13 protein-coding genes are annotated in these 11,532 nt (G+C 69.6%); 3 read left to right on the top strand and 10 right to left on the bottom strand.

From position 1 onward, the window contains the following. The first annotated feature begins 342 nt into the window (after nt 1-342). Nucleotides 343-1,164, top strand: coding sequence for a creatininase family protein (locus ASD05_RS23835; RefSeq protein WP_056597632.1), 822 nt, complete (start codon nt 343-345; stop codon nt 1,162-1,164). Nucleotides 1,165-1,173: 9 nt separating this feature from the next. On the opposite strand, the gene ASD05_RS23830 is transcribed toward ASD05_RS23835, so the two are convergent. The 10 genes from ASD05_RS23830 to ASD05_RS23785 all read right to left on the bottom strand — a co-directional run bounded on the left by ASD05_RS23830 (nt 1,174) and on the right by ASD05_RS23785 (nt 9,104). Beyond that, a complete protein-coding gene (locus tag ASD05_RS23830) occupies nt 1,174-2,145 on the bottom strand; it encodes a threonine dehydratase (protein ID WP_056597631.1) in 972 nt (323 codons plus the stop codon). Between the two features lie 12 nt (nt 2,146-2,157). Then, a complete protein-coding gene (locus tag ASD05_RS23825) occupies nt 2,158-2,790 on the bottom strand; it encodes a LysE family translocator (RefSeq protein WP_056597630.1) in 633 nt (210 codons plus the stop codon). Between the two features lie 2 nt (nt 2,791-2,792). Continuing rightward, entirely contained in the window at nt 2,793-3,485 is a 693-nt protein-coding gene (locus ASD05_RS23820) for a VOC family protein (protein ID WP_056597629.1), read from the bottom strand. Between the two features lie 23 nt (nt 3,486-3,508). Next, on the bottom strand, nt 3,509-4,432 hold the full coding sequence (locus tag ASD05_RS23815; protein WP_056597628.1) for a PhzF family phenazine biosynthesis protein: 924 nt from the start codon (nt 4,430-4,432) through the stop codon (nt 3,509-3,511). 133 nt (nt 4,433-4,565) lie between these two features. Beyond that, the gene (locus ASD05_RS23810; protein WP_007838937.1) at nt 4,566-5,207 is read right to left on the bottom strand and encodes a glutathione S-transferase family protein; all 642 of its coding nucleotides are present in this window, start codon (nt 5,205-5,207) and stop codon (nt 4,566-4,568) included. A gap of 14 nt (nt 5,208-5,221) precedes the next feature. After that, nucleotides 5,222-5,860, bottom strand: coding sequence for a LysE family translocator (locus ASD05_RS23805; RefSeq protein WP_056597627.1), 639 nt, complete (start codon nt 5,858-5,860; stop codon nt 5,222-5,224). Between the two features lie 15 nt (nt 5,861-5,875). Further along, nucleotides 5,876-7,078 carry a PLP-dependent aminotransferase family protein gene (locus tag ASD05_RS23800; RefSeq protein WP_056597626.1) on the bottom strand — a complete coding sequence of 401 codons (1,203 nt, stop codon included), beginning with the start codon at nt 7,076-7,078 and terminating at the stop codon, nt 5,876-5,878. A gap of 60 nt (nt 7,079-7,138) precedes the next feature. Continuing rightward, complete coding sequence (locus tag ASD05_RS23795; protein ID WP_056597625.1) at nt 7,139-7,546, bottom strand: VOC family protein; 408 nt, start codon at nt 7,544-7,546, stop codon at nt 7,139-7,141. Between the two features lie 2 nt (nt 7,547-7,548). Then, complete coding sequence (locus ASD05_RS23790; RefSeq protein WP_414930061.1) at nt 7,549-8,496, bottom strand: DMT family transporter; 948 nt, start codon at nt 8,494-8,496, stop codon at nt 7,549-7,551. 8 nt (nt 8,497-8,504) lie between these two features. Further along, nucleotides 8,505-9,104 (bottom strand): LysE family translocator, encoded by a 600-nt coding sequence (locus ASD05_RS23785; RefSeq protein WP_056597623.1) that lies wholly within the window; start codon nt 9,102-9,104, stop codon nt 8,505-8,507. A 114-nt stretch (nt 9,105-9,218) separates the two neighbouring features. Between ASD05_RS23785 and ASD05_RS23780 the strand changes: the two genes are divergently transcribed. Continuing rightward, nucleotides 9,219-10,661, top strand: coding sequence for a PLP-dependent aminotransferase family protein (locus ASD05_RS23780; protein ID WP_056597622.1), 1,443 nt, complete (start codon nt 9,219-9,221; stop codon nt 10,659-10,661). Nucleotides 10,662-10,739: 78 nt separating this feature from the next. Beyond that, nucleotides 10,740-11,504: a PhaM family polyhydroxyalkanoate granule multifunctional regulatory protein gene (locus ASD05_RS23775; RefSeq protein ID WP_056597621.1), complete on the top strand. Its 765-nt coding sequence runs from the start codon at nt 10,740-10,742 to the stop codon at nt 11,502-11,504. Nucleotides 11,505-11,532: the final 28 nt, after the last annotated feature.

Raw genomic sequence — 11,532 nt, 5'->3', positions numbered from 1 at the left:
GCATGCGCGAGATGGCGAGGCAACGAGCGGGCGGACGCCGATTTGCGTCCGTCCGTGGCCGTGCCTCCAGCTTTTTTCTGGATGAACACTCTGCTCCCTTGAAACCACAGCTTTCACGACAAGAGATGCCGCCGCGAAAACCGAACCGCCGATATGTGACAGGTCGGCGGTTCTAGAAAATTAATTCGAGGTCACTCTAGACATAACTGTTAACTAAGGCAAACCAAAGCGCTACGAACTGGTTATATGTGTGAATAGATTGGCGTTTTCGGCGTCCGCGTTGACTGCCTTGTCCGGACCGAAGCTTTCGAGGCCGGCTCGCCACCAGCCTAAGATCGCGTGATGAATGCTCCTTCGTTGCCCCGCTTCTGGTCCCAGCTCACCACGCGCGATTTCGCGGCGCTCGATGCGGCGACCACCGTCGCAGTGCTGCCGCTGGGCGCGACCGAGCAGCACGGGCCGCACCTGCCACTGGGCGTGGACACGGTGTTGGCCGACGGCATCGTCGTCGCGTCGCTACCGCTGCTGCCGGCCGAACTGCCGGTGCTGTTCCTGCCGACCCAGCAGATCGGCCTGAGCCCCGAGCACGCGCGCTTCGCGGGCACGCTCACGCTGTCGGCCGAGATCTTGATTCGCGTGTGGAACGAGATCGGTGCCGGCGTGGCGCGCGCCGGCGTGAAGAAGCTGGTGCTGTTCAACGCCCACGGCGGGCACGTCGGCGCGATGGACATCGTGGCGCGCGAGCTGCGCGCGGCGTACGGGCTCATCGTCTACAGCGTGAGCTGGTTCAACCTGCCGCTGGGCGACGCGGGTGCGCAGTTCAGTGCCAACGAGCACCGCTTCGGCGTGCACGCGGGCGAGATCGAGACCTCGATGATGCTGGCGCTCGCGCCGCAGCTGGTGCGCATGGGCGAGGCGCGAGACTTCCGTTCGACCTCGGAGCAGCGCGCGGCCGGCTACGCGATCCTGGGCAACGGCAAGAGCGCCAAGCTCGGCTGGGCCATGGAGGACTACAACGCCCACGGTGCCGCCGGCAACGCGGCGGCGGCCACGGCGGAACATGGCCAGGCGGTGATCGATGCGGCTGCGCAGCAGCTGGCGCTGCTGCTGTCGGAGGTGTCGCGGCTGCCGCTGGACACGGCCAACACCGGCCCGCTGCCCTGACCCGTCGTACTACGAAGCGCTGCGCCCCAGCACGCCCGCGAACATGCCGGAATCGACATTGCCGCCGCTCACGCTGATGCCCACCGTCTTGCCGCGCCAGCGCTCCTGCTGCTGAAGCGCGCCCGCCAGCGCCGCGGCGCCCGCGCCCTCGGCCACGTTGTGCGTGTCGCTGAAGAGGATGCGCATGGCCTCCGCGATCTCGTCGTCGGTGACGGTGATGACGTCGTCGGCCTCGCGCAGGATCACCTCGACCGACTCGGGCACCGGCGTGCGGCAGGCCATGCCGTCGGCCAGCCGCGTGGTGACGGGCGACTCGACGGGCTTGCCGGCGCGAAAGGAATCGCGGTAGGCCGTGGCGTGCGCCGACACCACGCCGATGAGCTTCGTCGACGCGCCGCAATGCGCACGCGCCGCCGCTGCCGCGGCAAAGCCGGAGCCCAGGCCGATGGGCACGAACAGCACGTCGGGCGGCGTGCCCGACAGGGCGTCGAAGAACTCCACATACGCGGTCGACACGCCGCGCACCAGCTCACGGTGGAACGAGGGCACGCGGTGCAGGCCGTCGCGCTCGGCCAGCACGGCCGCGTGTTCGGAGGCGGCCTGGAAGTCGTCGCCATGCTCGACCAGCGTGACGCCGAGTGCGCGCATGGCGGCGTTCTTCTCGGTCGAGTTGCCGTGCGGCACCACGATGGTCGCGGCCAGCCCGTGGCGCCGCGTGGCGAAGCCGACCGACTGGCCGTGGTTGCCGCGCGTGGCGCTGATGGCGTGGCGCACCCCGGGCTGCTCGCGCGCCAGGGTTTCGAAGTAGGTCAGGCCGCCGCGGATCTTGAAGGCACCGGCCGGCGTGTGGTTCTCGTGCTTGGCCCACACGGTGGCGCCGAGGCGCTGCGAGAGCAGCGGCCAGGCGTACTGCGGGGTGGGCGGCATGGCCGCATGCACGGTGCGCTGCGCGGCTTCGATTTCTTCGCGGGTGAACTTCATCGGGTGCCCCATCTACCTGCGTTCGGTGAGCGCGACGCGCACGGCCAGCGCAGCGAGCACGCTGCCCATGATGTAGCGCTGCGCGCGCAGCCAGCCGGCGCTTTGCGACAGCACGGCCGTGATGCTCGCGGCACCGACGATCACCACCGTGTTGACCGCGGCGCTGGCGGTCATCTGCGCAACGCCCAGCTGCATGCTCTGCAGCAGCACCGAGCCGCGCTCGGGGTGGATGAACTGCGGAAAGAACGAGAGATAGAACATCGCCACCTTCGGGTTCAGCAGGTTCGTCAGAAAGCCCATGCGGAACAGCCTGGCCGGCGGATCGGCCGGCAGCACGCGCGCCTCGAAAGGTGCATTGCCGCCGGGCCTGACCGCCTGCCACGCGAGCCACAGCAGGTAGGCCGCGCCCGCAATGCGGATCGCGTCGAACGCGAGCGGCACGGCCAATAGCAGCGCGGTGAGCCCGAGCGCAGCCGCGAACAGATGCGCCAGGAAGGCGATCAGCACGCCGCCCAGCGAGATGAGCCCGGCGCGGCGGCCCTGGATCAGCGTGCGCGAGACGCAATAGATCATGTTCGGCCCCGGCGTGAGCGCCAGCAGCAGCGAGGCGAGGGCGAACCAGGCGATTTCGGTGAGGCTCAGCATGGTCAGAGTCCTTGGGATTCGAGGGTGACGGGGCCGCGCGGTGTGTCGAGCACGGCGATGAGGTTGGGCGCGCCGGCAGCGACGACCATGCCGGTCATGCCGATGGCCGACAGCGCGGCGGAGAGCGCGGGCGCACGCGGATGCACGGCGCGCAGCGAGCGCATCGAGAGACCCGACGCAGGCATGGCATCGGTCGGATGCACCGGCCCCCACTGGATCAGCGTGGGCAGCGCGCCGTAGAACAGCCGCTGGCCGTCGTCGCGCACGGTGATCTGCCACTCGAGCCGGCCGGCGGGCGTGTCGCGCGAGGCTTCGAGCAGATGGCCGCGGTCGATGTGCGCGTGCTCTTCATGCGCGAGCGCACGCGTTGCCGCATGTGCATCGGGCACGCGGGCGACGAAATGGATCAGCCGCGGCCCGTGCCGCGCGAGCCCGGCCTGCAGCGAGGCGTCGTCAAGGTCGAACCAGCGGTGCGTCTTGGGTCGCGAGGGCCGCTTGCCCGGCTCGATCGCGATGATCTCCGCGTAGGCGGCAGGAAAGGCATCGCTCGCGATGTTCAGCAGGCGGTTGTGCGTGCCCATCAGCGGATGCGAGCCGCCCGGTGCCGGCGTCACGCCGAGCGTCGCTTCGCACCAGGCCACGCCCTCGGCGAGCGAGGCGGCGGCAATCACGAGGTGGTCGAGCTGCGCGTGCATGGTGCGATGGTTTTCGCCGGGGTTCAGAGCGTGACGTCGCCGTCGATGCAGGTCACGGCATCGCCGCCGACCCAGATCTTTCCCTCGGCGTCGCGCTCGATGTGGACGCGGCCCGCGCGGCCCAGGCACTGGCCCTGCGCGGCGAGGTAGCGCTCGGGCATGTGGCCGTCGGCGATCAGCCATTCGGCCAGGCTCGCGTTGAGGCTGCCGGTGACCGGGTCTTCCTGCACGCCGATGGGTTCGGCGAAGGCGCGCACTTCGAGGTCGATCTTCGCGCCGTCGTCGTAAGCGGCCGCCGGGCGGTTGCCGAAGGCGCGCGCCTCGCGGTTCGAGCGGCCGATCAGCGGCGAGGTGTCGAGCGCGGCGGGCACGCCGGCCACGCCGGCCTTCACGCCCAGCTCCTTGAGCATGCGGTGATCGGGCGCGAGCGCCAGCACCGCGTCGGCATCGTTGACCAGCAGGCCGAACCAGACCGGGCCGTTGTCGAGCACCTGCGCCGCGATGATCTGCTGCGCCTTCAGGCCCAGCGCGCCAGCCACCTTAGCCAGCAGCGCGGGGCTCGGGGCGCTGCGCCTGAGCGGCGGCGCGGCGAAGGCCAGGCGGCTGCCTTCACGGCGCAGCGGCACGAGGCCGGCGCCGCACTGCTGCACCACGAGGCCCGCGGCCTTCGGCTTGCCGCCAGCCTGCAGCCACGCATGGCAGCTGCCGATGGTCGGGTGGCCGGCGAACGGCAGCTCGCCGCCGGGCGTGAAGATGCGCACGCGGTAGTCGGCGCCCGGGTCGGTGGGCGGCAGCAGGAAGGTGGTTTCGGACAGGTTGGTCCACTGCGCGAAGCGCTGCATCGCGGCGTCGTCGAGGTCCGTGCCGTCGATGACGACGGCGAGCGGATTGCCGCGGTAGGCCGTGGCGGTGAAGACGTCGACTTGCTTGAAGGGGCGGGATTTCATTGGAGACTCGGGAGGATCGATCAATGGGCGATGTCAGTCCGGGGAACACCGTGGAACCGGCTTTGCCGGGCCACAGGTGTTGCCCCCTGGAAGGGGGTTGGCGAAGCGACACGAAGTGCGCGAAGACTGGGGGTCATTCCAGGCTCAAGTCGAGCACGCCGCGCGTGCCCGGTCGGGAAAGCAGTTCGGCATACCAGCGCTCGACGTTCGGCCACGTCGGCCGGCGGTATTCGGCGGGGGGCAGGCCGAACCAGCGGTGCGCCTCGCAGCCGATGGGGATGTCGGCCATGGTGAAGCGCTCGCCGGCCATGTACGGCTGGCGGGCGAGATGCGCGTCGAGCATTGCGAACAGCGCCTCGCTGGCGCGCACCGAGTCGTCGATGAGCGTCAGCTGGCGCTCCGACGGCGGCGTGCGCACCCATTGCACGAAGGCGTCGCGGCTCGCGCGGTTGAGCGTGGTCTGCTGCCAGTCCATCCAGCGCTCGGCGTCGAAGCGCGCGGGCAGCTCGCTCGGGTAGAGGGTGCCGTGCGAATGCTTCGCGCAGAGGTAGCGCACGATCACGTTCGATTCCCACAGCGTCACGCGCTCGGCGCCTTCGCCGTCGTCGATGGTGGGCACCATCGCATTCGGATTGAGCGCGAGGTATTCGGGCGTCTGCACCACGCCGAACCTGCCGCCGGCCTCGGTGCGCTGGAAGTCGAGCCCGAGCTCCTGTGCGCACCACACCACCTTGCGGACGTTGATCGAACTGATGCGGCCCCAGATGTTGAGCATGGTCGGTTTCTTTGTCAGCGGGATGAAGGACGGTCGAGGAAGAGCAGGCGCACGGCCAGCCCCAGCATCACGGCGGCCAGCAGGCTGCTCTGGAACCGTGCCGCACCGGGGCGGCTGTGCAGCCAGCGGCCGATCTGGCCGCTGCATGCGCCCAGCAGCGTGTTGAAGGCCAGCGCGGCCATCGACAGCACCACGCCGAGCTGCACCAGCTGCAGCGGCACGCTGCCGCGCGCCGGATCGACGAACTGCGGCAGGAACACCATGAAGAACAGCAGCGCCTTCGGATTGACGAGGTTGTTCAGCAGCGCCATGCGCACGATGCGCCCGAACCCGGCCGGCTGCGGCTGCGTGCCGATGCGCAGGCCGCCGCCGCTTCGCAGCGCCTGCACTGCCAGCCACACCAGGTACAGCGCGCCCGCATAGCGCAGCACGTCGAACGAGGGCGGCCACGCCGCCACCAGCGCGGTGACGCCGGTGGCTGCGAACAGCGTGTGCACGAGGTCGGCCGCCGAGATGCCGAGGGCCGCCGCAAAGCCGCCGCGCGGGCCGTGGGCCACGCCGTGCGAGAGCACGAAGGCCATGTTCGGGCCGGGCGACAGGAACAGCGCCAGTACCGCGAGCAGGAAGAGCGAGAGCGTTGCGAGGCCGATCAAGGGGAGGCTCCTGGCTCAGGCCTGCGCGGCCGCGAGCTGTTTGTTGCCGAGCAGCACCAGCTCTTCGCGCAGCGTCTGCGCCAGCGCGGCGATGGCGACGTCGATTTCCTCCACGCTGGCCGTCACGAACGACAGGCGCAGCGTGCGCGGATCGCCTTCGCCCGCATAGAACGGCGCGCCGGGCACGAAGGCCACGTTGCGCTCCACCGCCTTGGGCAGCAGCGTGACGGTGTCGACGCCCTCGGGCAGGCGCGCCCACAGGAACATGCCGCCCTTGGGCGCGTTGAACTTCACGTCCAGGCCCTTCATCTCGCGCGTGAGCGCGGCGATCATCGCGTCGCGCTGGCGCTTGTAGAGAGCGCGAATGGTGGGCACGTGGCGGTCGAGGAACTTGTCCTTCATCACGGCCGAGACCATGCGCTGCGTGAAGATCGGCGTGTGCAGGTCGACGGCCTGCTTGGCCTGCAGCAGCTTCGGGTAGATGGACTTCGGCGCCACCAGGAAGCCCAGGCGCAGGCCGGGCGCCAGCACCTTCGAGAACGAGCCCAGGTAGATCACGCCCTCGGGGTTGCGCGCGGCCAGCGGCAGCGGCGGGGCTTCGTCGAACCACAGTTCGCCGTAGGGGTTGTCCTCGACGATGGGCAGGCCCGCTGCTGCGGCGGCCGCCGACACGGCGGCGCGGCGCTCCTCGGTCATGGTGCGGCCGGTGGGGTTCTGGAAGTTGGGCAGCAGGTAGACGAAGCGAGCGTCCTTGGCTTTCGCCACGAGGTCTTCGACCACCACGCCGTCGTCGTCGCTGGCCACGCCCACCGGATGCGGCTCCATCGGGCCGAAGGCCTGCAGCGCGCCGAGGTACGTGGGCGTCTCGACCAGCACCTTGCTGCCCGGGTCGATCAGCACCTTGGCCACGAGGTCGAGGCCCTGCTGCGAGCCGGTGGTGATGAGCACCTGCGAGGCGTCGACGTCCCAGGGCAGCATGTCGGCCACGGCCTGGCGCAGCGGCGCGTAGCCTTCGCTGGCGGCGTACTGCAGGGCGGCTTGGCCGTCGTTGTGCAGCACTTCGGCGCAGGCATCGGCAAAGGCCTGGATCGGGAAGGTCTTGGGCGAGGGCAGGCCGCCGGCCAGGCTGATGATGCCGGGGCGCTCGGTGACCTTGAGGATTTCACGCAGCACCGAAGGATTCATCTTGGCGGCGCGGGCGGCGAGTTTCCAGTTCATGGCTTTCTTCTTTCAGGCGGTGAGGTGAGATTCGGATAAGGGGGGCAGGTGGGCCGGAGGTCAGTCCGGCGGGATGTCGCCACGGTACACGACATGGATTTTGTTGCTGTCCGGGTCGCGCAGGTAGGCGCCGTAATAGCCATGGCCATAGCGTGGGCGGGGGCCCGGCGCGCCTTCGTCGCGGCCGCCGTGGCGCAGGGCCGCTTCGTGGGCGGCATTCACGGCTTCGGCCGAGGCCGCGGAGAACGCGACCATGCTGCCGTTGCCGGCGCTGGCGGGTTCACCGTCCAGCGGGATGTACACGTAGAAGCGCGGCAGCACCTGTCCCGGCACGACCCAGCAGGCCGCCTCGGGCCCGCCGTCGGGCGTGACCGGGCGGCGCTTCAGGCCGAGCGGGGCGAGCAGCGCGTCGTAGAAGGCGGCGGCGCGCGGCAGGTCGGTGCAGCCGACGGTGATGTGACTGAACATCGTCAGCTTCTCCCGGGGCCGACGGCGCCTGCGGGCAGCGATGCCGTAGCTGGCGCGGCCTGCGGTTGCGAAAGGCGCTTGCCGATGACCACCGTGGCCACCACCGCGATGGCGAAGCCCAGCGTCACCACGTCGAGCGGTTCGCCCAGCAGCGGGATCGAGGCGAGGATCGACAGGAAGGGCTGCAGCAGCTGTGTCTGGCTCACGCGCAGCGCGCCGCCGAGCGCGAGGCCGCGGTACCAGGCGAAGAAGCCGATCCACATCGAGAACATGCCGACGTAGACGAAGCCCACCCAGGCCGACACCGCGACGGGTTGCTGCGGCCACAGCGCCAGCGCGGCCGGCAGCGTAAAGGGCAGCGCCATCACGCAGACCCAGCAGATCACGCGCTCGGCGCCCAGCGATGGTGTGACCTGCGCGCCGTAGATGTAGCCGAAGGAGGCGGCGATGACCGCGCCCACCAGCAGCAGGTCGGCCCATTCGAAACCGAAGCCATGGCCACCCTGGCTCGCGCGCAGTACCGAGAACGCCACCACCAGCAGGCTGCCCGCGATGGCGCAGAGCCAGAAGCCGAGCCGCGCGCGCTGGTGCAGCACCCAGGCCGCCACGGCGGCCGTGACGAGTGGCAGCAGCGCCGTCACCACCGCCGCGTGGCTGGCCGTGACCACGCGCAGCGCGTAGGCCAGCAGAAGCGGAAAGCCGATGGCGTTGCCCAGCACCGCCATGCTCAGCGGCTTCCACTGGTGCGCGGCGGGCCTCGGCGAGCGCGTCACCAACAGGAAGATGGCCGACAGCACACCTGCCAGCGCAGCACGGCCGAGCGTGACGAACCACGGCGACAGCTGCGGCGCATCCTGCGAGCCGGTGGCCAGGCGCGTCATGGGCAGCGTGATGGCGAACGTCGCGACGCCGATGACGCCGAGCCACATGCCCAGCGTCTCGTCTTTCATGGCGAGCTTCATACGCTCACCATCCACCAGGCGGTGAGGACGAGGACGAGGCCCATCGCGCGGTTGAACCACAGCAGCCGCGAACCCTTGGCAAGCCATTCGCGCAGCAGCGCGCCGACCAGCGCATAGGCGAAATTGCTGACGAAGGCATAGGCCAGCATCACCGGCGCGACGATGGCGAAGCGGCCGAGGGCGTCGGGCTGGCCGGCGATCCAGCCCGCCACCAGCGTGAGCGCGAGCAGCCACGCCTTGATGTTCACGAACTGCAGCATCACGCCCTGCCCGAAGCCGACCGACAGGCTCGCCCCATCGGCCTTGCCGAGCGTGGCGCTGCCGCTGAGCTTGTACGCGAGCCACAGCAGGTAGCCGATGCCCAGCCCCTTGATGGCCAGGCGCAGCGAGGGCATGGCCACCACCAGCGCGCCGATGCCGGCGGCGCACAGCGCCAGCAGCAGGGTCCAGCCCACGGGGACCGCGACCACGAAGCGCATGGCGCGCGGCAGGCCGCCGTTGGCCGCGAGGGCGGTGGAGAGCGTGGTGTTGGGACCGGGCGAGAAGCTCATCGCCGTGGCCAGCACCAGCAGCGCGGTGAATTCTTGCCAGTTCATGACACACACTCTAAACTTGCGACCATTACAGTTCCAGTACAGATGATCGAACAATCAGGCAATCTGTATTGGTGACTCCTTCGACACAGAAGCCGGCACAGCCCCGAAAAACGCATGCTGACACGCACCTCCACACAGTCACTGACAGGGCAGTTGGCCGACCGTCTGGCCGAGCGCATCCGCACCCGCCTGCTGCCGCCCGGCGCCCGCCTGCCCTCGGTGCGCGAATGCGCGCGGCAGCAGGGCGTGAGCCCCTATACCGTCGTCGCCGCCTACGACCAGTTGCTGGCGCAGGGCCTCGTCGAGGCTCGCCGGCAGCGCGGCTTCTACGTGCGCGATTCGGCACCGGTACAGGACACCCGCTCGGGCCAAGGCATGGAAGCCGGTGCGAGCGGCATGCCCGCGGCGATGGCCGTGCAGATGCTGGCCTCGCGTGTGCCGGCCGATGCCAGTTCGCTGATCCGCAGCATGTTCCACCGCCCGAGCGACAAGCCGCAGCCCGGCATGGGCGTGTTCCCGCCGGACTGGATGGCGTCGACCTTCATGCCCACGGCCGTGCGGCGCATGACCAGTACAGCCGCGCTGCAGGAACTGTCGCTCCAGTACGGCGAGCCGGCCGGCGACATGAGCCTGCGGCGCAGCCTCTCGCAGAAGCTGGTGGGCATCAACGTGCCGGCGTCGCCCGAACAGATCGTGACCACCATCGGCGCCACCCATGCGCTGGACATCGTGAGCCGTACGCTGCTGCGCGCGGGCGATCCGGTGATGGTCGAGGAGCCGGGCTGGGCGCTGGAGTTCGCGCGGCTGGAGGCGCTGGGCATGCGCATCCTGCCGGTGCCGCGGCGCGCCGACGGGCCCGACCTGGAGGTGATGGCGCAGTACTGCAAGCTGCACAGCCCCAAGCTGTTCGTCAGCGTGAGCGTGCTGCACAACCCGACCGGCTACAGCCTCACGCCGGGCAGCGCGCACCGCGTGCTCAAACTGGCGAACGAGCACGACTTCCACATCGTCGAGGACGACACCTACAGCCACCTCGCGCCCGAGCACGCCACCCGGCTCAGCGCGCTCGACGGGCTGCAGCGCACCATCTACGTGAGCGGCTTCGCGAAGATCCTGGCGCCCAACTGGCGCATCGGCTTCCTGGCCGCGCCGCCAGCGCTGAAGGAACGGCTGCTCGAAACCAAGCTGCTGGCCACGCTGACCTCGCCCACGCTGTTCGAGCGGGCCTTGTCGTGGTGCATCGACCAGGGGCAGCTGCGCCGGCACTCGGAGCGCGTGCGCATCCGCCTCGACGGGGCGCGTGGGCGGGCGGTGAAGCTGGCCATGTCGCATGGCTGCACCTTCGCCTCGGAGCCCGCGGGGCTGTTCGGCTGGGTCGATACGGGCGTGGACACCGATGCGCTCACCCAGCGCATGCTCGACCAGGGCTACCTGCTGGCGCCGGGCTCGCTGTTCCACGCGCGCCGCCCGCCGAGCACCATGATGCGGATCAACTTCGCGACCTCGCAGGACGCGGCCTTCTGGAAGGTCTTCAGCAAGGTCCGAAGCGAACTCTGACGGTGCCGAAAGGCCGAAAAAGGCCGGGGGCTTGGAGTAAGCTGGGAACACAAGAAAACCATCCCAGGAGACCTCTGCATGAGCAACACCAGCAAGCCCTTCGACTTCAGCCAGTTCGTCCCCGGATTCGACTTCCTGAAGAACCTCGCCGGCGGCGCCGCGGCGGGTTCGGGCGCCGGTTCGGTGCCGGGGATGCCGAGCCTTGCGAGCTGGGTGGCGCCCACGCTGAGCGTGGAAGAGGTCGACAAGCGCATCCAGGAGCTCAAGACGGTGCAGTACTGGCTCGAACAGAACGGCCATGCCCTCAAGGCCACCATCCAGGCGCTCGAAGTGCAGAAGATGACCTTGTCGACGCTGCGCGGCATGAACGTGCGGATGGAAGACATCGCCAACGCGTTCACCAAGCAGGCAGCCGCGATGGCGCCAGCCTCCGCCCCCGCTTCGGCGGCCCCGGAGCCCGAAACCGAAGAGGTCGAAGATGGGGACGAAGACGGGGACGAAGTGCCCCAGGAGGAAGCTCCTGCGCCGAAGAAATCGCACAGCAGGCCGGCTTCGGCCAAGGCGAAGACCGCAGCGGCCGATGGCGCCGGCGTGGTCGACCCCATGCAGTGGTGGGGCTCGCTCACCGAGCAGTTCCAGCAGATCGCAAGCTCGGCGCTGCAGGACGCGGCGCAGCTGAAGGTGCCGGCCATGGCCCAGCCGTTGGCCGACGCCGTCGACAAGGTCATGGGCAAGCCCGCCGCGGCTGCCCGCAAGCCCGCAGCAGCCAAGAAGGCTGCAGCACCGGCCGCAAAGAAAAGGACGTCGGCCGCCGCCCGCAAGCGAACCTCCGGCCGGCGTTGACGTCATACACATTCATTCGTTGAAGAGA

The organism is Variovorax sp. Root434, from assembly GCF_001426595.1.
Lineage (GTDB): Bacteria > Pseudomonadota > Gammaproteobacteria > Burkholderiales > Burkholderiaceae_C > Variovorax.
Note: the sequence above shows the minus strand (reverse complement) of the source record. Positions and strands in the feature narration are given on the sequence as shown.